Source organism: Bacillus sp. FJAT-28004 (assembly GCF_001280845.1).
Lineage (GTDB): Bacteria > Bacillota > Bacilli > Paenibacillales > Paenibacillaceae > Pristimantibacillus.
On sequence record NZ_LGHP01000001.1, the window covers coordinates 4,760,257 to 4,785,364 of the forward strand.

Sequence of the window (25,108 nt, forward strand, 5' to 3'; positions counted from 1 at the left end):
ATGTTTTATTCAAAAAAACGAACCTTTATAAAACATTCTCTTTTAATGTTCGTATTTCATTGACAGTGGTTTGGGGATTAGATAAACTAGAATAGGTTTGAGGCGGAGTTGTCCGCTGGAGCGTCATGCTGATTGTTCTCAGGTTAGAGGACGCAGAAACGTTTCTTGAAAAGTTAGAACTGAAATTAATGGATGAATACAATGTCTTCCTACTATTTCATTTAAAGTTTACTCGTATATATTTGGGATCAGGCCTGAATGTTTCTACCCGGAAACCTTAATTTTCGGACTACGAGCAAAATGAGACGATAAGCGAGACCGAACCTTAATGTTTCGGATCGCCATAAAGCAAATTCAAAGTCTGCAAGGTGCCTCGTTAGTTGGACACTGGTTGCCTCTTTTACGGGGCAGCTTTCTGTTGTCTCTTCGGCCTTGCAGCACGATTTGTTACGTCCTCATTGAAGTGAAGCTTGATTGGCCATGGATTCGCATGAATACCGGTCTGTGCTTCCGCTCCGGTCCTGCGGCATCCCCATTCAAATGGTTGCTGAAGGGCCTTTTCTGTTTTTAGATTTTTTGAGTCATTGGAGCTTGATGATTTATTATTTTATAGATGAAAGTGGGTTTGATCGCATGTCTGCGAAGGTTGGCGTCATCATGGGCAGCAAATCGGATTGGGACACAATGAAATTAGCCTGCGACGTACTAGAGGAATTGCAAATTCCTTATGAGAAAAAAGTCGTTTCCGCGCATCGTACTCCGGATTTAATGTTCGAGTATGCAGAAACTGCAGTAGAACGCGGACTTAAGGTAATTATTGCAGGAGCCGGCGGAGCTGCACATTTGCCCGGCATGGTCGCTGCTAAGACGATTTTGCCGGTTATTGGCGTTCCTGTGAAGTCCTCGAATTTGAGTGGACTTGACTCCTTGCTCTCCATCGTTCAAATGCCCGGCGGTATTCCGGTAGCTACGGTTGCAATCGGTAATGCAGGCGGAACGAATGCTGGACTACTCGCGGCACAAATGCTGGGAGCATTTGATCCCGAGATACAAGCGCGTGTCATTGCGCGTCGCGAGCGTGTAAAGCAGGAAGTGCTGGAAAGCAGTGAGACGCTATGAGTCAAGAAGCGGACAAGCAAACTATCCAGACGCTGCTCCCGGGTAGTACGATCGGCATCCTTGGCGGCGGACAGCTTGGACGAATGATGGCGAATGCAGGCAGCGCGATGGGCTATCGATTCATTGCCCTTGATCCGACACCGGATGCGCCGACTGGGCAGGTAGCTGAGCAAATCGTCGCAGCCTACGACAACCACGAAGCAGCGAGGGAACTTGCGAAGCGGTCGGATGTCATCACGTATGAATTCGAGAATGTTGACGCAGAAGTAGCAGCGATGCTGATGGCCGAGTCTTATGTGCCGCAAGGAAGCGAACTGCTGTACACGACGCAGCATCGGCTTCGCGAGAAGCGGGCGATTGAAGCGGCTGGCGTGAGAGTTGCGCCTTACCGCGAGATCAGCAGCGTGGACGAGCTGCGCGAGGCAGTTGCAGCTTTTGGAACACCTTGCGTATTGAAGACGGCGATGGGCGGCTATGATGGCAAGGGACAATGGGTTATTCGCAGCGAAAGCGAAATAGAAGAAGCGTATGAGACTCTATCGCGCGCGCGCGTCCAACTAGTGCTTGAGCAGTTCATTCGCTTCGAGAAGGAAATATCGGTTATAGCGGCGAGAAGTCCGCAGGGTGAAATCAAAGTTTTCCCTGTCGCGGAAAACATACACGTCGATAATATATTGCACTTGTCTATCGTACCAGCAAGAATCAGCGACGATCTGCAGCAAGAAGCAGAACAGCTTGCGAAGCGTATCGCTGAGGGACTAGGCGCAGTTGGTCTAATCGCAGTGGAGCTATTCGTTACAGCGGATGGTGAGCTGTTCGTAAATGAGCTGGCACCTCGTCCGCATAACAGCGGCCACTACACGATGGAGGCCTGCCGGACTTCGCAGTTCGAGCAGCATGTGCGCGCTGTGTGCAACCTGCCGCTTGGAGATACGACGCTTATGAGTCCAGTCGTCATGGTTAATGTACTGGGCGAGCATGTCGCACCGCTTCTAGAGCTTACTGCACGGGCGGATGAAGCCGCAGAGCGCTTGAAGGTAGCTCCAAAATTGCATTTGTACGGGAAAAAGGAAGCTGTTCTAAAGCGGAAGATGGGTCATGTCAACATATTGGCAGAAACTACGGATGCTGCACTCAGCTGGATCGAAGAAACAACTATTTGGAAGGTGTGAAGCAATCATGTTAGAACGTTACAGCAGACCGGAAATGAGAGCAATTTGGACAGAAGAAAATAAATTCAGAGCATGGCTGGAGGTTGAGCTTTGTGCATGCGAGGCTTGGTCTGAGCTAGGTGTTATTCCAAAAGAGGACGTAGTCGCGCTTCGCGCTTCTGCCGATTTCGATATCGACCGGATTTATGAAATCGAGATGGATACTCGTCATGACGTCATTGCGTTCACACGTGCAGTATCGGAGAAAGCAGGCCCAGAAGGCAAATGGGTGCACTATGGTCTTACTTCTACAGACGTTGTAGATACGGCTATCGGATATCTGCTTCTTCAAGCAAACGAAATTCTCGTTAAAGATATTGAACGTTTTATCGAAATTCTTAAGAACAAAGCGCTGCAATACAAGGATACGCCGATGATGGGTCGTACGCATGGCGTACACGCACAACCAACAACATTTGGTCTGAAAATGGCGCTTTGGTATGAGGAAATGAAGCGTAACCTGGAGCGTTTCCACCATGCTGCTAACAATGTGCAATTCGGTAAAATGTCCGGTGCGGTAGGTACTTTCGCAGATATCGATCCGTTCGTTGAAGAATTTGTATGCAAGAAGCTTGGTATTACCGCAGCTCCAATCTCGACACAAACATTGCAGCGTGACCGTCACGCTGAATATATGGCGACTCTTGCTCTAGTAGCATCTTCGCTTGATAAGTTTGCAACTGAAATTCGCGCTTTGCAGAAGAGTGAATTCCGTGAAGTAGAAGAGGCGTTCGCAAAAGGTCAAAAAGGCTCATCTGCAATGCCGCACAAACGCAACCCAATCGGCTGCGAGAACATTTCCGGCTTGTCTCGCGTCATTCGCGGTCATATGGTTACAGCTTACGAGAACATCGCACTTTGGCATGAGCGTGACATCAGTCACTCTTCTGTTGAACGCATTATTTTGCCGGATGCAACGATGCTGCTTAACTACATGCTGAACCGTTTGGGCAACATCATCAACAACCTGACCGTGTTCCCGGAAAACATGAAGCGCAACATGCAAGCAACATATGGCGTACCATTCTCTGGCCGTGTATTGACGAAGCTGATCGACAAAGGCTTCAGCCGTGAGAAAGCTTATGACACGGTTCAACCGCGTGCGATGCAGGCTTGGGAAACAAAGCGTCAATTCCGCGACATCATTGGTGAAACAGAGGAAATTACAAGCGTGCTGACGACGGAAGAAATCGATGATTGCTTCAACCCAGCTTGGCATCTGAAGCATGTTGATACGATTTTCACACGTTTGGGATTGATTTAAGGGGAGGCTGGCCTGATGACCGCACCATCGCAAGCTTTATCGACAGCTGTTGATTATATTAAAGCTCCGCTTATTTACAAAGGGAAGGTTCGCGAGCTATACGATCTGGGTGAGCATTTTCTCATTGTCGTAACTGACCGGATTTCCGCTTTCGACTATGTACTTGACCCGGCTGTACCGGACAAGGGCAATGTGCTGAACCGTTTATCCGCTTACTGGTTTGAGCAAACAGCTGATATTCAAGTGAACCACGTCGTTCATACCGATGTTGAGAAGCTTGGCGATCTTGTAACGGAGCCGGAGCTGCTCAAAAATCGGATTATGGTGACACGCAAAGCGGAGCGCATCGATATCGAATGTGTCGTTCGCGGCTATATTACTGGCGGCGGCTGGAGACAATACCAGCAAACGTCAGCGATCAACGGCATCGAGCTTCCTGCAGGCTTGCGCAAAAACGATCGTTTTCCTGCTCCAATTTTTACGCCGGCAGCAAAAAACGATGTTGGCCACGACGAGGACATCCCATTCGAAAAAATGGCTGAAATGGTTGGCGCTGAGCTTGCCGAGGAGCTGCGTGACCGCAGCATCAAGCTCTACGAATACGCCCATAGCTATTGCGCAGAGCATGGCATCATCCTTGCCGATTGCAAATTCGAATTTGGACTAATCGACGGCAAGGTCATCTTGATCGATGAAATCTTCACGCCGGACTCCTCCCGTTTCTGGGCGGAAGGCAACTATGCGCTAGATATCGAGATCGACAGCATGGACAAAGAGCCGGTACGCACGTACCTGTTAGGCTCGGATTGGGATCGCGACAGCAAGCCAGCACCGCTGCCAGATTCCGTAGTAGCCGAAACAACGTCCCGCTACCGCGATATCTATCGCCGACTTACAGGCGCAGAACTGTAGGAAACTTCGCAAGCTGAGTGAGTAACGGGAAAAACGGACGTTAAATGCTGCAAAATCGAGCTAGGATGCCGAAATTGATGCAATTAACGCCCAAAATTACCGCTATTCGCAGCATATTAGCTTTAATAGTTGAATTAACGGGAAAAACGGGCGTTAAATGCTGCGAAATCGAGCTAGGACGCCGAAATTGATGAAATTAACGCCCAAAATTCCCGCTATTCGCAGCAAACTAGCTTTTATGATTGAATTAACGGTAGGAAATCCCGTTATATTAAAATCCGCCGATGAAGGCCGGATGAAGTGATTAAAACAAAGTCGAGCGCAAGCGATGACGCTGACATAGGGGTGCTGAAGCGCATGCCGTTAGGCAGGCAGTCAGCGAGAGCGCTGCTGCACCCCATAAACTGCAACCTGAGCGTGAAAGCGCAGGGTTGCAATAAAGTATCAACGGCAACGGCGGCCAGTGCAAGCACAGGCTAGTCGCAATAAACATGGTGGCCAGTGGAAACGCGGCCGCCGCCCATTGCTTCACCGACCACCCTCGCAGGGGTTTGATTGAGATGTGCCTACGCGAAGCGTGGGGAGTTGTTGTCTTAAGAGCGATAGCGATCGCTTCTTGAAGACCGGGAAATTACCGCTAGGCGGTGTAATCAGAATTTCCCGGCTTCGAAAGCGACGTAGACAATAATCCCCACGCCCGCGCGCAGCATATCTATCATCTCTCTGCGAGAAAAACCCACATTTTCAGGAGGCTATTATGAAGGCAACCGTCTACGTCACTATCAAGCAAAACGTTTTGGATCCACAAGGAACCGCTGTACAAGGAGCGCTTCACACACTTGGTTTCTCTGAAGTCGAAAAAGTACGCATCGGCAAATATTTGGAGCTTGAGCTTGATACGACTGACCGCGCTGAAGCGGAAGTACGCATCAAAGCAATGTGCGAGAAGTTGTTTGCGAACACGGTTGTAGAAGATTTCCGTTTTGAGCTGGAGGGATAGGGCGATGAAGTTTGCAGTTCTCGTATTTCCAGGCTCCAACTGTGACATCGACTGCTATAAAGCTGTAGAGGATGCTATCGGCCAGTCCGTTGACTACGTATGGCACACGGCTACAGACTTGTCTTCTTATGATGCAATACTAGTGCCGGGAGGTTTCTCCTACGGCGACTACCTGCGCTGCGGCGCAATCGCGCAATTCGCTGCTGTTATGGGCGAAGTGCAAAAAGCTGCCGAAGCAGGCAAGTATATTCTAGGCATTTGCAACGGGTTCCAAATTTTGACGGAAGCTGGCCTTCTGCCAGGCGCCTTGATTCGCAACAACGGACTGAAGTTCCGCTGCCATCAAACGCCGCTTGAAGTGGTAAATAACAAATCAGCTTTTACAAACCAATATTCGCAAGGTGAAATTATAAATATTCCAATCGCACATGGCGAAGGCAACTACTATTGCGACGACGCAACGCTTGCTGAGCTTAAAGCGAACGATCAAATTATTTTCCGCTATGCGGGCGATACGAATCCGAACGGTTCCGTTGAGAACATTGCGGGCATTAGCAATAAAGCAGGTAACGTAGTAGGCATGATGCCGCATCCAGAGCGCGCGGTTGACCAATTGCTCGGCTCGGAAGACGGCAAACGGATGTTTACATCGATTTTGAATGCATGGAGGGAACAACATGGCGCAGCAGTTAACAGCTAAGGAACCGACAGCGGAGCAAATTGCCGAGCAAAAGATTTACAGCCAGTTTGGTGTATCCGATTATGAGTTTGAATTGATTTGCGGTTTTCTTGGCCGTAAACCTAACTACACAGAGATCGGCGTATTCAGCGTCATGTGGTCAGAGCACTGCTCTTACAAAAACTCCAAGCCTATTTTGAAAAAATTCCCGATCACTGGACCTCGTGTTCTTATGGGGCCGGGCGAAGGCGCGGGTATCGTTGATATCGGCGACAACCAAGCGGTTGTATTCAAAATCGAATCACATAACCATCCATCTGCGGTTGAGCCTTTTCAAGGCGCTGCAACAGGTGTAGGCGGCATTATCCGCGACATTTTCTCCATGGGCGCACGTCCTATCGCATTGCTGAACAGCTTGCGTTTCGGTCGTCTTGAAAATGAACGCGTTAAATATTTGTTTGAGCATGTGGTTAGCGGTATTGCTGGTTACGGTAACTGTATCGGTATTCCGACGGTTGCGGGCGAAGTTATGTTCGATGAGAGCTACGAGGGTAACCCGCTCGTTAACGCAATGTGCGTAGGTCTAATCGATCATGATAAAATTCAGCGTGGTGTCGCAAAAGGGGTAGGCAACCCGGTATTTTACGTAGGTCCTGCTACTGGTCGCGATGGAATTCACGGTGCTACCTTTGCTTCTGTTGAGCTTTCTGAGGAATCAGAAGAGAATCGTACAGCTGTTCAAGTTGGCGATCCATTCATGGAGAAGCTGGTTATGGAAGCAACACTTGAGCTAATCAATTCTGGTATCGTACTTGGTATTCAAGATATGGGCGCAGCGGGCCTTACTTGCTCCAGCGCTGAGATGGCTTCCAAAGCAGGTAATGGTCTAGAACTTTACCTTGATGAGGTTCCGCAGCGTGAGACAGGCATGACACCTTATGAAATGATGCTTTCCGAGTCGCAAGAGCGTATGCTCTTCGTCATAGAGCCGCAGCATGAAGCGCAAGCTATGGAAATTTTTGATCGTTGGGGCATTATTTGCGCCAAAGTAGGTAAAGTAACAGACGATGGACGTCTACGTTTGTTCCACCAAGGCCAAGAGGTTGCCGATATGCCGGTTAAAGCGCTCGTTGACGAGTGCCCTGTATACGACAAGCCATCGAAAGAGCCTGCTTACTATAGCGAAAATGCAGCTGTAGACACAGCGGCTTTTGATGAAATCACTGATTTGACTGGCGCGCTGGAGAAGGTTCTTGCATCCCCAACCGTTGCTAGTAAAGAGTGGGTTTACAATCAATATGACTACATGGTTCGTACATCGACAGCTGTTCAACCAGGCTCTGATGCGGCAGTCGTGACGATTCGCGGCACGCGCAAAGCGCTTGCGATGACAACGGATTGCAACGGACGTTACGTATATCTAGATCCAGAAGTAGGCGGACGTATTGCGGTTGCAGAAGCAGCTCGCAACATCGTGTGCTCAGGCGCTGAGCCGCTTGCTGTAACGGACAATCTTAACTTCGGTAACCCAGAGAAGCCAGAAGTATTCTGGCAGCTTGAGAAATCGGCAGACGGTATGTCGGAAGCTTGCGTCGTGCTTAACACGCCGGTAATCGGCGGTAACGTAAGCTTGTACAATGAGAACGCTAAGGGTGCTATTTACCCGACACCGGTTATCGGTATGGTTGGTCTTGTACACGACATCGATCACATTATGACACAAGGCTTTAAAGCTGAAGGCGACGTTATTATTCTCGTAGGCGAGACAAAAGCGGAGCTAGGCGGAAGTGAATTGCAGTACGTTATGCAAGGTGCTGCTGCTGGCCGTCCTCCAGAAATTGATCTTGCGACAGAGAAGAAAGTTCTAGATGCTGTGCTTAGCGCTATTCAAAAAGGTCTTGTTGCATCGGCGCATGACTTGTCCGAAGGCGGTATCGCTGTTGCTGTTGCAGAATCATGCATTAGCGGTCGTCTTGGCGCAGAAGTTGCATTGTCATCGGATCTACGCGCTGATCACCTATTGTTCAGCGAATCACAATCCCGTATTTTGCTGTCGGCTAAGCCGGATCAAGCAGCGGCATTGCAAGCTTGGCTTACAGAGCAAGGTGTTGTTCATGCACAAGTTGGTAACGTTAAAGGCAGCAGCCTGACCATAAGCGTAAACGGAAAATCCGGCATTCAGGCGCCGGTAACACAACTGGAGAAGGTCTGGAAGGATGCGATTCCATGTCTGATGAACAAATAAGACAGGAGCCTTTGTTATGGACGGGAGACCATTATAACGAAGGTATTGGCCGTGACGATATGTTTGACAAATTGCGTGAGGAATGCGGCGTTTTCGGAGTATTTAACCTCCCCGAAGCGTCCAACCTATCCTATTATGGTCTTCATGCACTTCAGCATCGCGGTGAGGAAAGTGCGGGAATCTGTACAGTTGATACAAAAAACGGCAATAAGTTCGCTTATCACCGCGGTATGGGTCTCGTAAAAGAAGTATTCAATAAAGAAAATCTCGATATGCTTGCAGGTGACCGCTCCATCGGTCACGTACGTTACTCGACAGCGGGAGAAAGTAAGCTTGCGAACGCACAGCCGCTTATTTTCCGCTATCGCGACGGTGACCTAGCGGTTGCTACGAACGGTAATATCGTGAATGCTCCAGAAATTCGTCGTGAGCTTGAGATGTCAGGTTCGATCTTCCAAACGTCCAGCGACACGGAAGTGATTGCGCATCTCATCGCACGCTCGTCGAAAGATTTCGAGACGGCTGCTAAGGAAGCATTGCAGCGTATCGTAGGCGGATTTGCATTCTTGATTATGACGAATGACAAGCTGCTCGTTGCAGCTGATCCGCACGCTCTTCGTCCGCTCGTTATGGGTCGTATTGGCGATGGTTATGTATTCTCGTCTGAGTCCTGTGCGTTTGAGACGATCGGTGCTGTTTATGAGCGTGATGTACAACCTGGCGAATTGCTTATTTTGGATGCAGACGGCATGCGCGAGGAACGTTACGCGGAGGTTGACCGCCGCGCAACTTGTGCGATGGAATATATTTATTTTGCCCGTCCTGATAGTGATATAAATGGAATCAATATTCATATGGCACGCAAACGTATGGGGCGCCAGCTTGCATCGGAATCGTTCGTTGATGCGGATATCGTAACGGGCGTGCCCGATTCGAGTATTTCAGCAGCGATTGGTTACGCAGAGCAAACCGGCATTCCATACGAGCTAGGCCTTATCAAAAATAAATATACCGGCCGGACATTCATCCAGCCTTCTCAAGAGCTTCGCGAGAAGGGTGTGAAAATGAAGCTGTCCGCTGTTCGTAAAGTGGTTGAAGGCAAACGCGTCGTTATGATTGATGATTCAATCGTTCGGGGCACAACGTCGCTGCGGATCGTAAACCTGCTTCGTGAAGCGGGAGCGACTGAGGTGCATGTGCGAATTACATCGCCACCTTTCAAAAACCCGTGCTACTACGGAATTGACACTCCTGACCGCAAAGAGCTAATCGCTTCTTCTAGGACAGTGGAGGAAATTCGGAAGCAAATCAATGCTGATTCTTTATCTTTTATAAGCAATGAAGGTTTTGTTGAGTCAGTTGGCGGCAATGATGGAGCGTATAATCGCGGCATGTGTCTAGCTTGCTTCGATAATGACTACCCAACACCGGTTAACGAAGAATCGGATAAAAGCTGCAGCTGTTAATAGTATAATGAGTAACCTCATGGAGCGATTGCTGCTCCTAAATTAGTTAAGGAGTTGACCGAGAGTGTCAGAAGCGTACAAAAAAGCCGGCGTCGATATCGCGGCAGGCAACGAAGCGGTTGAACGGATGAAGAAGCACGTAAAGCGGACTTACCGTCCAGAAGTGCTGGCAGAGCTTGGCGGCTTTGGCGGTCTGTTCAGCCTTAACAAGGACAAGTACGATGAGCCTGTACTCGTGTCTGGAACAGATGGCGTCGGAACGAAGCTGAAGCTTGCTTTTGCAATGGACAAGCATGACACGATCGGCATTGATGCCGTTGCGATGTGCGTGAACGATATTATCGTACAAGGCGCGGAGCCGTTGTTCTTCCTTGATTACTTGGCATGCGACAAGGTCGTGCCTGAGAAAATCGAAGCGATCGTTAAAGGTATTGCGGAAGGCTGCGTACAAGCTGGCTGTTCGCTCATCGGCGGCGAAACGGCTGAGATGCCGGGCATGTATCAAGGCGGAGAATATGATATCGCGGGTTTTACCGTTGGTATTGTGGATAAGAAAAAAATGATCGACGGTTCAACAATCGCTGCTGGCGATGCTGTTATCGGTTTTGCTTCAAGCGGTATTCACAGCAATGGATTCTCGCTCGTTCGTCGTTTGCTGCTTGAGGATGCGGGTTACTCGCTTGATCAAGAGCTTGAAGAGCTTGGCGGAGCGAAGCTTGGCGATGTGCTGATCGAGCCAACGCGCATCTACGTGAAATCAGCGCTTAAGCTGGTTGAACAAGTGGAAGTGAAGGGCATGGCACATATTACAGGCGGCGGCTTTATCGAGAACATTCCACGGGTTCTTCCTGATGGCGTGAACGTTGATGTGGAGTACGGCTCATGGCCGATTTTGCCGATCTTCGATTTGATGCAAAATAAAGGCGGCATTACGAATCGTGATATGTTCACGACTTTCAATATGGGTATTGGTCTAGTTATTGTTGTTCCAGCTGATCAAGCAAATGAAGCTCTTCGCATTGCAGCTGAGCTTGGTGAGCAGGCTTACCGTATCGGAACGGTTACGGAAGGAAGCCGCATCGTAACGTTTACGGGAGCGGACGTATAATGGGAGCACTTCGCATCGCTGTTTTCGCTTCGGGACAAGGTACGAATTTCCAAGCGATTGTAGATGCGGTGCAGGAGGGGAAGCTCGATGTAACCATCGAGCTTCTTGTTTGTGACAAGCCTGCCGCTCCCGTTGTGGAGCGTGCACGGAAGGCTGGTGTGGACACGTTCCTGTTCACACCGAAGGAGTATCCGTCTCGGGAAGCTTATGAGACGGAAATTATTGCTGAGCTTACAAGGCGCGGCGTTGGGCTGATCGTACTTGCAGGCTATATGCGCATTATTACGTCGGTGCTCGTTGAGCCTTTCTACGGCCGAATGATTAATATTCATCCCGCGCTGCTGCCAGCTTTTCCAGGCGTTAACGGTATCGGGCAAGCACTTTCCTATGGCGTTAAGCTGACTGGCGTCACCGTTCACTACGTGGACGGCGGCATGGACAGTGGACCGATTATCGCACAGCATGCAGTCGAGGTGGTAGACGGGGATACGGAAGGCTCTCTCGCGGTGCGTATTCACGCAGCTGAGCAAGCGCTGCTGCCAGCCGTTATTCAGCAAATCGCACAGGGCCGTGTCGCACTGGATGGCAGGCATGTGACGATAAGCAGTTAAGTTAAGGATTGGTCAAATAGATGAGGAGGGATTTGCATGGCAATTCGCAGAGCGTTAATTAGTGTTTCGGATAAGTCAGGAATCGTGGAGTTTTCTAGAGAACTGGCTAGCCTAGGTGTGCAAATTATTTCGACGGGCGGTACATTCAGCCTGCTGCAAAAGGAAGGCATTCCGGTTATCGGTATTTCCGATGTAACGGGCTTCCCGGAGGTTTTGGATGGTCGTGTCAAAACGCTTCACCCGGCCGTACATAGCGGCTTGCTCGCGGTGCGTGACAATGAAGAGCATCAGAACACGATGAAGGAGCTTGGCCTGGATTACATCGACCTCGTTGTCGTTAACTTGTATCCGTTCAAAGAAACGATTGCGAAACCTGATGTTTCCTATGAGGATGCGATCGAAAATATCGATATCGGCGGCCCGACGATGCTTCGTTCAGCTGCCAAAAACCACGCATTCGTAACGGTTGTAGTGGATACTGCCGACTACGGTACGGTAATTGAGGAATTGAAAGCACAAGGCGATACGACGCTTGAGACGCGCAAACGCCTGACCGCTAAAGTGTTCCGTCATACTGCGGCTTATGATTCCCTTATCTCTGATTACTTGACCAAGCAAGTGGGCGAATCATTGCCTGAAACGTACACAGTTACTTACGAGAAGGTACAGGATCTTCGTTACGGCGAGAACCCGCACCAGAAAGCTGCTTTCTATAGCAAGCCGCTTGCAGCAGCAGGCAGTGTTACGACTGCTGAACAGCTGCATGGCAAAGAACTTTCTTATAACAATATTAGCGATGCCAACGCTTCACTCGCGATTCTTAAAGAATTCGATGAGCCAGCAGTAGTTGCTGTAAAACATATGAACCCTTGCGGCGTAGGAATCGGCGCTACAATCCATGAGGCTTATCAAAAAGCATACGCGGCTGACCCAACCTCGATCTTCGGCGGTATCGTTGCTGCTAACCGCACGATCGGCGCTGATACGGCTGAGCTGCTTGGCGGTATTTTCCTTGAAATCATCATCGCGCCTGACTTCACGCCAGAAGCGCTAGAGATTTTGACTAAGAAGAAAAACATCCGTTTGATGAAGCTGGGCGAGCTTTCCACTGCTGGCGAGCGCAAGCCGGAATGGCTTGTGACTTCTGTTGATGGCGGTATGCTCGTACAAGAGAGCGATGTTCACTCGGTTACAGAAGCAGATTTGCAATTTGTAACAGATCGCAAACCGACTGCAGAAGAGCTTAAACAGCTGCTATTTGGCTGGAAAGTCGTTAAGCATGTGAAATCCAATGCGATTTTACTTGCGAAGGACGATATGACTATTGGCGTTGGCGCCGGTCAAATGAACCGCGTAGGCGCGGCTCGCATTGCGATTGAACAAGCTGGCGAAGCGGCAAAAGGAGCAACACTTGCTTCTGACGCATTTTTCCCAATGGGCGATACGGTAGAGCTTGCTGCCAAAGCAGGAATCACGGCTATCATTCAACCAGGTGGCTCAATCAAAGACGCAGAGTCGATTGCTGCGGCTAATGCGAATAACATCGCAATGGTGTTCACAAGCGTACGTCACTTTAAACACTAGAATCAAACGCATCTATTCAAATAGGCAGCCGCACGTTAACGACAGAGAGCTGGCGCGGGCGGCGGCTGCATTTTTTAAAATATAAGAATTTATAAGTTTGTTAGCTTATAAAGGGCTTATATTTCTCCGTCAAAGCTGCTTCAGCGTCGAGAGGTCGCCGAAGGCGTTTTTGCTTGTATTTAGTCATTTGGGAGGTTAATCGTTATGCGTATTTTGGTAGTTGGCGGCGGTGGACGAGAGCATGCAATCGTCTGGGCGCTTAAGAAAAGCGAGAAGGTAAAAGAAGTTTTTTGCGCGCCAGGCAACGCAGGTATTGCACAGCTTGCTGAAATTGTACCGATTGCGGTCAATCAATTCGATGAGCTTATTCAGTTCGCTAAGGATGCATCAATCGATCTTGTTTTTGTAGGTCCGGATGATCCGCTTGCGGATGGTATTGTAGATGCATTCGAAGCAGCTGGAATCGTGGCATATGGTCCGCGCAAAAATGCGGCTGAAATCGAAGGCAGCAAAATTTTCATGAAAAATTTGCTAAAAAAATACGATATTCCAACAGCGAAATATGAAACATTCACGGATTATGAATCAGCGTCCGCGTACCTTCGCGAGCAATCCGCTCCCATCGTTATTAAAGCTGATGGGCTTGCAGCAGGCAAAGGGGTTACGGTTGCGGCAACGATTGAAGAAGCCGAACAGGCACTGCGCGAGATGATGGTGGATAAAGTGTTCGGCCAAGCGGGCAGTCAGATCGTCATTGAGGAATGTCTAGTGGGGCAAGAGATGTCGATTCTCGCCTTCGTTGACGGAGAAACGGTTCGCGCAATGGTGCCTGCACAGGATCATAAGCCGATTTTTGATGGAGACAAAGGTCCGAATACAGGCGGCATGGGCACCTATACACCACTGCCTCATATCGATCAAGCAATTATAGACGAATCGATTCAGAACATCATTATTCCAACAGCAAAAGCGATGGTCAGCGAAGGTCGTCCATTCCGCGGTGTTCTGTTTGCTGGTCTTATGATTACGAAGGACGGCCCAAAAACGATCGAATTCAATGCTCGCATGGGTGATCCTGAAACTCAGGTTGTACTGCCGCGTTTGCAAACGGATTTGATCGACATCGTGCTTGCATCGCTGAATGGCAATCTGGATCAACTGGACATTCAGTGGAGCGAGGAAGCAGCGGTTTGTGTTGTTGTAGCATCAGAAGGTTATCCAGCTACTTATCCAAAGGGACGTGTAATCAGCGGTCTTGCAGAAGCAGAAGCGCAAGGCGCACTCGTGTTCCACGCGGGGACAGCCGAGAAAGATGGGCAATTCGTTACTAACGGAGGCCGAGTGCTAGGTATCGTTGGCCGTGGCCGCGATATTGCAGAAGCTCGTGCACGTGCTTATGAAGCGGTTAGTGTGATTGACTTTGAAGGCAAACAAAACCGTACTGACATTGCAGCTAAAGCATTAATCTAAGCTGCCTTAGTATGATGTAAAGGAATGGCTTTTATTTTAATTTGGTCAACCAGAAATCTCTGGTTGGCTTTTTTTTATTTTCGCCTATTTTGATGCCATATGTGTCAAAATCACTCGAATGGTGTTACTAATTTGTAACTCTATCAATTTACTGCAGAGTTACAATGAAACTATCAGCGAGGAATAGAAGGTGAGCGTAATGAAAAAAGTAAGACGGCGTCGTTTTTTGTTTTTAGGAATCATATTGACTGTAGTAATCATGAGCCTCAGCGCTTGTGGGGCAAAGGGCGGATTAAGCTTATCCACGCTTTTGACAGGCGAGAAGAACCCCATTGTGGATAAAGGAGATACCGAGAAAGGGCCGGAAACTGGAAGCGGTGCCACGGGTGACGGAGACGTCATTATCATTGGTAATGACGGTGGCAAAGACAGTGAAATCATCCATGGCGATGTCGATAACAAGCCAGGCGATTCAGATATGGAAAAGCCTGATGTTCCCGTAACGGAAAAGCTGGACGAGCCTGATCAAATGACTGCAACGAAGCCAGGCAAAGGTGATAAGCTTATCGCGCTCACGTTCGACGATGGCCCAGATAAGCGTTATACAACCGATATTTTGGATATCCTGAAGGAAAAAGGAGTAAAGGCAACATTTTTTGTTGTCGGACAACAAGTTACCAAATATCCAGAGGTACTACAGCGTATCGTAGATGAAGGGCATGCAATCGGCAATCATACAAACAATCATAAGGATCTATCTAAGCTAGACGAGCAGCAAATTATTGAGCAATTCAAAACGGCGGATACAGCCATTAAAGAAGCGATTGGCATTACACCGGTTATGGTACGCGCACCCTATGGGGCAGTATCGGATACGCTTAAGACATTATTGAAAGAAAATCATCGTGAATTAATCAGCTGGAATATCGACACGCGTGATTGGGCTGGAACCTCATCATCAGATATGATCAAAATGATAAAGAAAGAAGCAAAGCCAAATGGTATGATATTAATGCATTCTTTTGGCAACAAGCATATTAAGAATACGGTACATGCTCTACCTGCCATTATTGATGTTTTGGAAAATATGGGTTATACATTAGTCACTGCCGATCAATTAGCTTAACTGGGAACATGCACGAGGAGGCTGCAAAGTTGGATAACGTTAGTGATAGGAATGCTAGGAATAGGCGTGGATCAATCATGAGATGGAGCCTGATGCTCGGTGGCATGATTTCACTCCTATTCCTCGCAACTGGCTGTCGTTATACAGCCGCGCCTGCAGATCTTCTGCAGAAGCCAGCTATTTCACCCGAGAAGCAGGCCATTGTGCAGGCGATTGAAAAAAATTTACCGGATTACAGCAAGCTAACGTTGCCTCTTAGAGAGGATCATATGGAAGCCATTCGCTTGATTGATGTGGATGGAGATGGCAAGGAAGAGGCTATCGTTTCTTATTACAATGAATATAGCTCACCTGAGTTAATGGTGTTCAAATATACGGATTTATCGTGGAAACCTTGGGTACTCATTCAGCAGCCGCTGGCCAGATTAATCGATTGGTTGAAAATAGAGGATCTCGATAACGATGGTCAAATGGAAATTATGATCGGATGGATCGGAGCATTTGATAGTCCGAATGTACTGGAGATTTATTCGTTTGAATCGAAGCCTATTCGCAACGACACTGGCAAATTAACATTAAAGCCTCTGGAGACTTTGCCCTATTCTTATGGAGATACGGGCGATATTAATGATGACGGACGAATGGAGCTCGCGATCATTTCGGAGATCGGTACGAATCAAGAAATGGCGTTGCCTGAATTTCATTTAACGATTTACAATTGGATAAACGGCAGCATGCGGGAGATACATACAGAGAACCTGTATAAAGATGTGAATAATTATGACCGTTTGCTCATTGGACGGATTTCACCAAGTCGAAGAGGCATTATTTTGGAAGCATCCACCGGTGCACACAGCACCTATACCACCATGTACGTGTGGGAGAGGAATAAGCTGAGACTCGTTTATCCAAATCGCTCTATCTCGCAGGAAGGGATTAGCGGTACGCCAACGATGAGCAAGGATATTAATGGCGATGGTATTTTTGAACTGCCATGGGCGAAAGAGGCACCGGGTTATTCAGAAGTTCCTTATTCCAATTCCAAATGGTTGAATGAATGGATGCAATGGGACGGCAAATCTGATTTTGTGAAAATAACGGAGGAATTCTCCGACTATAGCTATGGTATACAGCTTCGAATTCCAGAACAATGGATAGGACGCTATACGATGCACAGCTTGAACGAGCCTTATTCCCTCGTATCTATCGATTACTGGAATGAGAAATTGAATGTTACAGCCAAGCTGGCAACCTTATATGCGGTGCCGCAGAAGCAGTGGGATACCGTTGAATCCACTTGGAAGCAGCAGTCTAAACGATATCGGCAGCTTATGACGGACAGTGGAAATGTTTTTGCGGTTTCATTCGTAACGGAAGCTCCAGCCGAGTGGCCCGCAGAAGAGCGGCAAGCATTTAGCGAGATGGCCGGGGTAGAAGCAGAGTTTGCATCTTCTCTTACCATCCGTAACGATTAAGAGAGAAAAGCGGGTGCATTAAGCTATGCGTATATTATTGTTGGAGGATGAGGAGTCCATCCGCGGCTTCGTTCGCATTAATCTGAAGCGCAACGATATGGAAGTTATAGAAGCCGAAACGGGCGAATCAGCTTTAGCTCTTGCAGATACGGAAGGACCTATCGATATTGCGCTGCTTGACGTTATGCTCCCGACGATAAGCGGTTTTGAGGTGTGCGAGCAGCTGCGTGCCCGTTATCCGCGAATGGGCATTATTATGCTTACAGCGAAGTCGCAGGAAGAGGATAAAATACATGGTTTGGAGCTAGGGGCAGACGATTATGTCCAGAAGCCGTTCAGTCCCGGTGAGCTTATTGCACGGATTAAATCACTCTATCGGAGAATGAAGCCACGGTTAGATGAGCAGGAACAAGAGATTAAGGCTGCTTCCGAAGGGATTGCAGCAAGCGAAGAAGTTTATCGGAGTGAAGCAGAGACTATGGCTGCAGCGTCATCTGCAATCTATGGACAGCGACCTATGGAAGAACAGCTGCCTACGATTTATGGAAATGGAAGCTTTCATCAGGAGCTGCATGTAAATCCCTTCCGTCTTTCCGTAGCAGAACGGAAGTTGTGGAAGCAGGGTAAGGAAATTATTTTGACGCCTACGGAGTGGACACTTGTACGACTGTTGATGGAACGAGTCGGCGAGAGCGTCAGCCGAGATCATATTTTGACAGAGGTATGGGGTAGATATTACGTTGGCGATCTTAAGGTAGTGGATGTGAACATTCGAAGAATTCGCCAGAAAATCGAGAAAAACCCATCCGATCCCGCCTTTATTGAGACGGTTTGGGGTTATGGTTATCGGTGGAAGCGGGGCGGCGAAGAATGAAAAGCGTACAAACGAGAATGGTGTGGAGCTATTTGCTGCTCATCGTGCTTGTCGTCAGCGTACTTGGTGGCGTGTTCGCAGCATTAATGTGGAATTACTATTATGGAAGCGCACAAAGCTCGGTTAAGCAGCGCGCGGAATCGGCGTTAACGCTGCATAGCCGTTCTCTGTCCTCGCTTACGGTGAAGGATCAGGGCGATTATATTTTGCAATATATGGTTGAGAGCGGCACCAGACTGCAACTGCTTGACAGCACTGGTCAAATTCGGATTGACTCCGACGGTTTTGCTCCGGATATTCGTTATACGACGGCTGACGTGAAGTCGGCTATTGCTGGAGTAACGGGAAGCTGGAGGGGGGTTGACCCCTATTATGGTGAACGTGTTATGTCGGTTACAATTCCGTTATGGAATGAAACGAGAGTTGTATCCATGCTTCGTTATTCAGCGTCCTTGAATCAAGTGGATGCGATGGTGAGCTTGCTTATCCGGATGGCAACTGCGGTTGGTATCGGTGTTGTCCTTTTGTTTCTTGGCTTAAGCTTATTTCTCGCCCAGCGTATAGTGAAGCCGATTCGTGAGCTAACACGTGCGGCGCGCTATATGGCTGAGGGTGATTGGACGCATCGAGCTATTCAACGAAATGATGATGAAATAGGTCAGCTGGCGGAAACGTTTAATGCTATGGTCTTGGAGCTGAGTAAACGGGAGAAGCTGAAGGACGATTTCATATCTTCTATATCACATGAGCTTCGCACGCCGCTTACATCGATAAAGGGCTGGAGTGAAACACTAAAGGAAAGCGAGCCTACCGAGGACGATGAAGAGGTAAAGCTCGGTTTGTCCATTATTAGCAAGGAAACGGAACGCTTATCGGGGCTTGTCGAGGATTTGCTCGACTTCTCGAAGCTGTCGGCCAGGACGATGGAGCTGCATAGTGAAGTGCTTGATTTCAATGGTCCGGTTAAGGAGACGGTTAATCAGCTGGGAGTTCGTGAGGAGCATACACGGGTACGGATTCTAGCTAACTATGGAAAAAGCCCGATTGTGGTTCGAGGGGATGCAAATCGGCTTAAGCAGGTAATCATCAATTTAATTGACAATGCGCTCAAGTTTACACCTGCGGGGGGCACCATTCGTGTAGCAACGACGATCGAACAGGAAAGCGCGATGCTCACCGTAGCGGATACCGGCTGTGGGATTGAAGCAGATGACTTACCACATGTTACAGAAAAGTTTTATAAAGCCAGTACGGGTCAAGGTGGATCTGGTCTTGGACTCGCTATATGCAAGGAGATTATTGAGCTCCACGGCGGTCAGCTAACCATTGACAGCGAACGTGGAGCTGGTACAATTGTGACGATTAGAGTACCGATTATGCACGAGGAATAAAACATTTCCTCAGCTTCGGACGGTGCTCCTATCGTCATTCTTTGTAGAATAACAGTCTGCGGTTGACAAATACATATAAAACAGCCACTGCGATTCCTATAATAAGCAGCAAGGACAGCCAATGGTCCTTTATCCACGCAATCCATAAAGGCATTGCTTTGCACCTCCTAAAAATGTGAATCTGCTAAACATAGGGGTAGTATGTCCCAATTAGCTGCAGCATAAAGTTAGATGGTTTTATTTTTTTAAGTGAGATTGACAGGTACGGAGCGGTGATGATATTATGGTTTTAACATTAAATCATAGTATACGGGTAGGAATTATTATATATAGGCTATCAGGAGGTTATCGGATGGAAAAGCACTTGACGCTGCGACATAATGAGCTTGAGCTTGCGGCAACGCTGCATTACCCCGCAGATGGAAATAAGAACGATTCAGAAAAAAGGCAAGCCATTATTATATGCCATGGATTCATAGGCTCACGTGTTGGGGTTGACCGGTTGTTCGTGAAGACGGCTCGTGCGCTTGCGGCGCAAGGCTCTTACGTTCTACGCTTTGATTATGGCGGCTGCGGCGAGAGCAGCGGTGACTATGGTGCTCTTGGCTTCGATTCAATGGTGGATCAGACTAGAAGCGCGATTGATTATTTAGCAAGCATGGAATGTGTTGACCCGCTCAGAATTGTATTGCTCGGTCACAGTCTCGGCGGGGCGGTAGCGATTATGACAGCGGTTAAAGATAAGCGGGCCAAACGTCTTGTGCTCTGGTCGCCAGTTGCGTATCCGTTCAATGATATTGTACGTATAGTGGGACGAAGCAGCTATGACGATGCTGTAACTGGAGGTAGCTCCGATTATCAAGGATATACGCTGCAGCCTGTGTTTTTTGATTCGCTGCTCCAGCATCAGCCTTTCCAAGCGGCTACTAAATTTGGAGGAGAAGTACTGCTTGTTCATGGTACTAGCGATGAGCTTATACCTGTCGATTACAGCTTCTTGTACCAGAAGGTTTTCTGGACCCGTAACGAGGGTCTTTGCGATAAGGAAATTATATTTCAAGCGAATCATACTTACTCTACGCGCAATCACCAGGAGGAAGCGATACGTGTAACCTCGGAATGGCTCAGCGGTCTTGATAAACAGCAAGAAGAATGGCATCACTGGAGTATTTAAAGCGAATAGAACGATAAGAAGGGGCAAGTTCTTGTTATGCAAGAGCTTGCCTCTTTTATTTGGTCTGACACACATGCGATACTATTTTTTCTGCCCATGACCTTCCCCTCGTTCTGACAGGAGATAGTGCTATTGTGTGGAATTTATGGTTTTTTTAAAGGAGAAAGCAACTTATTTGTCGAGACATACGTCCTCAATTGTGTTTAAATGGAAGTAAAGTGAAAACGAATACATGCTATGTTTTAGCGGGAAAAGGTAGGTTAACGCATGAACAAACGAATCCGAAAATCAGCAGTGTTGCTATTATTATCGCTTATACTCCTTGTAACAGCTTGCAGCAGCGGGAACGGTGGCAACGATTCACCGAAACAGACAAATGACATCAGCGATCCTAGCGGTACAGATGAGCCAGTGACAGAGCCGACGCCTCTTCCCTATGATGCTCCGTTGAGCGGACTGAAGCTGGAAAATGAAGCGAGCGCAAGACCCATTGTTGTCATGATTAACAATTTCGCTGCAGCTCGTCCACAGTCTGGTTTAACGAATGCTGACGTGATCTGGGAAGTGCTTGCGGAAGGCGGGATTACTCGTTTAATTGCTGTATTTCAGAGCACGAGTGCACTAACCGATACAATTGGACCCATACGCAGTATTAGACCTTATCTTATTGATATTGGAGATAGCTATGGAGCGGTGCTTGCCCATGCAGGAGCGAGCAATGATGGATATGCAGTACTGCAAAGGCAGGGCAAACCTTATTTGGATGAAATCTCGAATGCAGGCAGCTACTTCTGGAGAAGCAAGGAGCGCAAGGCGCCGCATAATTTGTATTCGAATTTAGAGAAGCTGCGCACTGGTGCTGAGAAGAAGAAATATAGAACGGACAAACAGGTTCCACCATACACGTTCGCTGAAGCGGGTTCCACAGAGGCCGGTGTTCCGGCTGCCGACATTACAATATCTTTTATGCTCAAAAATTATAGTGTTGGATATCAATACGATTCGGCGTCTGGCTTATATAAACGGTCCATTGGCGACAAACCGCATATCGACCTAAACAATAATGAACAGCTTTCGGGTACAAACCTGGTTGTACTGGGAGCAGATCACAAGACAATGGATAATGAGGGCCGATTGGCCGTTGATCTGACGAAAGGGGGCTCGGCGATTCTATTCCAGAAAGGCAAAGCGATAGAAGCGGAATGGGTAAGAGCTCCAGATGGTATGATTCGAATCGTGAAGAACGGAACAGAGCTGCCATTTGTCCCTGGAAAAACCTTCTTTCATATCGTACCAAATAAGCCGACATTTGAAGGACATGTAACATGGGTACAAACGTAGCAAGTTGGAGACACTGTTAACAGACGTTAACGGATGAGCTTCCGAGGATAAAAAGGACGCAATCTTGTTACAGGATTGCGTCTTTTTTATATTTTTTATGAAAATCTAAAATTTTTCATAAAACCTTTACATTCTCTTAACAATTCACATGTAAACTATGTTAAGATATTGTGGGCTCATAGCAGTACGCCTAAACATCAAGTCGTGTAAAGGGGATTACGATGTTCAAGAAAAAGGATATTTTCTTTAAGACGTTCGAAGAAATGGCTGACGCAATTGTTGAGGCTGTTGAGTACTTTGCCAAAGGCCTGTCAGACCTATCGGATGTGTCAGCTTTCGCCAAGACCATGAAGGAATACGAAAGTAGATGCGACAAGCATGTACACACGATTTTGAAGGAGCTGAACAAAACGTTCATCACTCCGATTGAACGTGAAGATATTATGGCCCTAACGTCTTCGCTTGATGATGTGCTTGATGGCATAGAAGCTTGTGCATCTCGATTTGAAATGTACAACATTCTTGAAAAGGACGAGTACATAACTTTGTTTGGCGATATTCTCGTTCGTTCATCGCACCAAATCAAGAAAGCAATTTATTTGCTTACAGAACGAAAGCTGCTTGCGATTCGCGAGCCGAATATTGCGCTTAACGAGCTGGAGAACCAAGCTGACGACCTGCTTCGGGTTTGCATCAAGAGCTTGTTCGCAAATGTCACAGATCCAATTGAGCTGATGAAGCGCAAAGAGATTTATGAGATGCTAGAGCAAACGACCGACTACTGCGAGGACGTTGCCAATACGCTGGAATCGATCATTATGCGTAATAGCTAATCTAGAGAGTGGGAGTCTTTCACAATGGATTTAATGGTTCTATGGATTGTAGTATTTCTAGCGCTTTCGTTTGATTTTATAAATGGATTTCATGATACGGCTAATGCCATTGCAACTGCCGTGTCGACTCGGGCTTTAAAACCTAGAGTTGCAATCGTAATGGCTGCTGTTATGAACTTTGTCGGCGCGATTACCTTTACTGGCGTAGCAGCGACAATTGGTAAAGGCGTTGCTAATCCAGCTGAGCTGGAGCATGGCGTTCCCATTGTCATTGCGGCACTATTGTCAGCAATCGCATGGAATTTGCTCACTTGGTGGTTTGGTATTCCTTCCTCATCTTCACACGCTTTGATTGGCTCCCTCGCAGGTGCAGTAATCGGCGGAGCAGGCATGAGCGCGATTAACAGCGGCGGATTAATCAAGATTGTACAAGCATTGATTTTTTCACCACTGATTGCTTTCTCTGCAGGTTTTATCATTATGTGGATTCTAAAAAAGATTTTTGCCAAGTCAAGTCCGCATCAGGTGAATAAAGGGTTTCGCTTCGGTCAAATCCTTACAGCTGCGTTCCAATCGTTCTCTCATGGTACGAATGACGCTCAAAAAGCAATGGGTATTATCGTATTTGCACTTGTTGCTTCCGGCATTCAAACAACGATGGACGTCCCGCTCTGGGTTAAAATTTCCGCAGCAACAGCTATGGCACTTGGTACTTCAGTCGGTGGCTGGAAAATCATCAAAACGATGGGGACAAAAATTTTCAAAATCGAGCCGATCAATGGCTTTGCAGCTGATATCGGTTCTGCAGCCGTTATTTTGACGGCAACGATGCTTCATCTTCCAGTAAGTACAACACACGTTATTACGTCTTCAATCCTTGGTGTCGGCAGCGCGAAACGTTTCTCCGCTGTTAAATGGGGAGTTGCAGGCCGTATCGTCGTTGCTTGGGTCATCACGATTCCCATTACAATCATAATGGCGATGGTGTTCTACTGGATCATTCATTTCTTTTTCTTATAAGAAATGCTTGAAAAAACGAATACTCTTCTGTAAGATAATACTTTGACTATTAATGAGATAGTGAGGAAAACCTCACTCGCCATGAGCTTAGGCTCATGGGGAATGAGATGTTCCTCACTATTTTTTGTGTTCTCTGCTAACGATTAACCGCTGTGGACAACGTTTATCGAAAATTCGCGAAAATTGCATCTATACACATAATTAATAACAGCTGTGTATGAGTTTCACTTATGATGGGCGGTACCGCTATTTCAGTAGAATACTACAATAGTAACGGCTGAAATGATTCGTTTTTATCATTAAAATTTGTGAATTTTCAATATGAGCAGAAGAGATATGCACATTGTAGGAACAGTTGTGCATGGATTGCAAAATGGAAGTTGACGAAACCTGTCGAAGGTTGTACTTGTACACAGACCGAACCATCTAAACGGCAAGAAAAACGAATTGTCCTGTGGATAGACAAAGGAAAAACGTTATCCACAGTCTAATAATCGTTTTCTTTTTTGTGTGATCATGTGCATAAAGCGAGGAAATGAAATACACCCCGATTGCAGCAAGTTTCGCTGCATTCAGGGTGCTTCACTTAAATAAATGTAGGTTAAATATGTGTAGAACAAACCTCGAAAGCAATGATTAACGTTTCTTTGGCTTGCGGCGGCGAATAGCTGTGTTTTTGCCTGAGCCGGAACCAGAACTTGGCTTGCGGCGTTTACGGCGTTTTGGTTTCCACTCGTCTTTGTCATCGTCATCTGAATCGGATGATGATTTTTTGCTGAAGGAGCCCATGAGCACTTTGACAAGTGGAGCCATTTGAGAAACGCTCGACATCACCTTCTGGACCTTTGTCACTGTTGTAAGAATACCGTCAATGCCGCCCAAACGATCGATATATCCTTTGATTTCGCCTAGATTGGCAAGAGAGAAGCCGCTTCCTTTGGTGCTGGTGGTCGATTCTATTAGCTCAGCAGTAGAATCCGGTACAACGACGGGCAGGATATCCTGCGCTTGCTGCGTAGCCGGCGGCATCGTTGGCAGGTTTCCACCAAAGTTGAAACCGCTCGACTTTGCGCCAGACGATTTGCTGAACGGATCTCGCGCCAGATGCTGGCCGCCGTGCCAATCGTTTTGCTGGTTGCCGGTACCGGGGTTATTGCGATAATTCACACGGATCACAACCCTTCTTTTATAACAGTTTATGGAGT

At 47.6% G+C, this 25,108-nt stretch carries 21 protein-coding genes and 1 riboswitch; of the genes, 20 read left to right on the forward strand and 1 reads right to left on the reverse strand.

The genetic code is table 11. The annotated features are described in order from the left end of the window. Positions 1-212 precede the first annotated feature (212 nt). Positions 213-312: riboswitch (purine riboswitch) on the forward strand. Between the two features lie 321 nt (positions 313-633). The 20 genes from purE (at position 634) to AC787_RS20795 (ending at position 23,903) form a co-directional block, all read left to right on the forward strand. Beyond that, entirely contained in the window at positions 634-1,119 is a 486-nt protein-coding gene (purE, locus tag AC787_RS20695; protein ID WP_054027180.1) for a 5-(carboxyamino)imidazole ribonucleotide mutase, read from the forward strand. Continuing rightward, positions 1,116-2,291: a 5-(carboxyamino)imidazole ribonucleotide synthase gene (purK, locus tag AC787_RS20700; RefSeq protein ID WP_054026515.1), complete on the forward strand. Its 1,176-nt coding sequence runs from the start codon at positions 1,116-1,118 to the stop codon at positions 2,289-2,291. The genes purE and purK overlap by 4 nt, the downstream gene beginning before the upstream one ends. Positions 2,292-2,298: 7 nt before the next feature. Further along, entirely contained in the window at positions 2,299-3,594 is a 1,296-nt protein-coding gene (gene purB, locus AC787_RS20705; RefSeq protein ID WP_054026516.1) for an adenylosuccinate lyase, read from the forward strand. Positions 3,595-3,609: 15 nt separating this feature from the next. Continuing rightward, positions 3,610-4,506 (forward strand): phosphoribosylaminoimidazolesuccinocarboxamide synthase, encoded by an 897-nt coding sequence (locus tag AC787_RS20710; protein ID WP_054026517.1) that lies wholly within the window; start codon positions 3,610-3,612, stop codon positions 4,504-4,506. Positions 4,507-5,260: 754 nt separating this feature from the next. Then, positions 5,261-5,506 carry a phosphoribosylformylglycinamidine synthase subunit PurS gene (purS, locus tag AC787_RS20720; protein WP_175598164.1) on the forward strand — a complete coding sequence of 82 codons (246 nt, stop codon included), beginning with the start codon at positions 5,261-5,263 and terminating at the stop codon, positions 5,504-5,506. Between the two features lie 4 nt (positions 5,507-5,510). Further along, positions 5,511-6,206 carry a phosphoribosylformylglycinamidine synthase subunit PurQ gene (gene purQ / locus AC787_RS20725; RefSeq protein WP_054026519.1) on the forward strand — a complete coding sequence of 232 codons (696 nt, stop codon included), beginning with the start codon at positions 5,511-5,513 and terminating at the stop codon, positions 6,204-6,206. Further along, complete coding sequence (purL, locus tag AC787_RS20730; protein WP_054026520.1) at positions 6,184-8,430, forward strand: phosphoribosylformylglycinamidine synthase subunit PurL; 2,247 nt, start codon at positions 6,184-6,186, stop codon at positions 8,428-8,430. Before purQ ends, purL begins: the two co-directional genes overlap by 23 nt. Next, positions 8,412-9,896: an amidophosphoribosyltransferase gene (gene purF / locus AC787_RS20735; RefSeq protein WP_054026521.1), complete on the forward strand. Its 1,485-nt coding sequence runs from the start codon at positions 8,412-8,414 to the stop codon at positions 9,894-9,896. The genes purL and purF overlap by 19 nt, the downstream gene beginning before the upstream one ends. Positions 9,897-9,960: 64 nt before the next feature. Then, positions 9,961-11,004 carry a phosphoribosylformylglycinamidine cyclo-ligase gene (gene purM, locus AC787_RS20740; protein ID WP_054026522.1) on the forward strand — a complete coding sequence of 348 codons (1,044 nt, stop codon included), beginning with the start codon at positions 9,961-9,963 and terminating at the stop codon, positions 11,002-11,004. Then, on the forward strand, positions 11,004-11,615 hold the full coding sequence (gene purN, locus AC787_RS20745) for a phosphoribosylglycinamide formyltransferase (protein WP_054026523.1): 612 nt from the start codon (positions 11,004-11,006) through the stop codon (positions 11,613-11,615). The genes purM and purN overlap by 1 nt, the downstream gene beginning before the upstream one ends. 36 nt (positions 11,616-11,651) lie before the next feature. Beyond that, positions 11,652-13,199, forward strand: a complete 1,548-nt coding sequence (gene purH / locus AC787_RS20750; RefSeq protein WP_054026524.1) for a bifunctional phosphoribosylaminoimidazolecarboxamide formyltransferase/IMP cyclohydrolase — start codon at positions 11,652-11,654, stop codon at positions 13,197-13,199. Positions 13,200-13,403: 204 nt separating this feature from the next. Continuing rightward, positions 13,404-14,669 (forward strand): phosphoribosylamine--glycine ligase, encoded by a 1,266-nt coding sequence (purD, locus tag AC787_RS20755; protein WP_054026525.1) that lies wholly within the window; start codon positions 13,404-13,406, stop codon positions 14,667-14,669. Between the two features lie 199 nt (positions 14,670-14,868). After that, the gene (locus tag AC787_RS33360) at positions 14,869-15,795 is read left to right on the forward strand and encodes a polysaccharide deacetylase family protein (RefSeq protein ID WP_054026526.1); all 927 of its coding nucleotides are present in this window, start codon (positions 14,869-14,871) and stop codon (positions 15,793-15,795) included. Positions 15,796-15,872: 77 nt separating this feature from the next. Next, a complete protein-coding gene (locus AC787_RS20765) occupies positions 15,873-17,270 on the forward strand; it encodes an FG-GAP repeat domain-containing protein (protein ID WP_152970663.1) in 1,398 nt (465 codons plus the stop codon). Positions 17,271-17,295: 25 nt separating this feature from the next. Next, on the forward strand, positions 17,296-18,144 hold the full coding sequence (locus tag AC787_RS20770; protein ID WP_054026528.1) for a response regulator transcription factor: 849 nt from the start codon (positions 17,296-17,298) through the stop codon (positions 18,142-18,144). Further along, complete coding sequence (locus AC787_RS20775) at positions 18,141-19,535, forward strand: sensor histidine kinase (RefSeq protein ID WP_054026529.1); 1,395 nt, start codon at positions 18,141-18,143, stop codon at positions 19,533-19,535. The genes AC787_RS20770 and AC787_RS20775 overlap by 4 nt, the downstream gene beginning before the upstream one ends. A gap of 352 nt (positions 19,536-19,887) precedes the next feature. Beyond that, positions 19,888-20,709, forward strand: coding sequence for an alpha/beta hydrolase (locus tag AC787_RS20780; RefSeq protein ID WP_054026530.1), 822 nt, complete (start codon positions 19,888-19,890; stop codon positions 20,707-20,709). Between the two features lie 267 nt (positions 20,710-20,976). Continuing rightward, the gene (locus tag AC787_RS20785; RefSeq protein WP_054026531.1) at positions 20,977-22,050 is read left to right on the forward strand and encodes a DUF3048 domain-containing protein; all 1,074 of its coding nucleotides are present in this window, start codon (positions 20,977-20,979) and stop codon (positions 22,048-22,050) included. Between the two features lie 221 nt (positions 22,051-22,271). Further along, the gene (locus AC787_RS20790; RefSeq protein WP_054026532.1) at positions 22,272-22,883 is read left to right on the forward strand and encodes a DUF47 domain-containing protein; all 612 of its coding nucleotides are present in this window, start codon (positions 22,272-22,274) and stop codon (positions 22,881-22,883) included. A gap of 24 nt (positions 22,884-22,907) precedes the next feature. Continuing rightward, positions 22,908-23,903 carry an inorganic phosphate transporter gene (locus AC787_RS20795; RefSeq protein ID WP_054026533.1) on the forward strand — a complete coding sequence of 332 codons (996 nt, stop codon included), beginning with the start codon at positions 22,908-22,910 and terminating at the stop codon, positions 23,901-23,903. A 636-nt stretch (positions 23,904-24,539) separates the two neighbouring features. Here the strand turns inward: AC787_RS20795 and AC787_RS20800 are convergent. Continuing rightward, the gene (locus AC787_RS20800) at positions 24,540-25,070 is read right to left on the reverse strand and encodes a hypothetical protein (RefSeq protein WP_054026534.1); all 531 of its coding nucleotides are present in this window, start codon (positions 25,068-25,070) and stop codon (positions 24,540-24,542) included. Between the last annotated feature and the right edge of the window lie 38 nt (positions 25,071-25,108).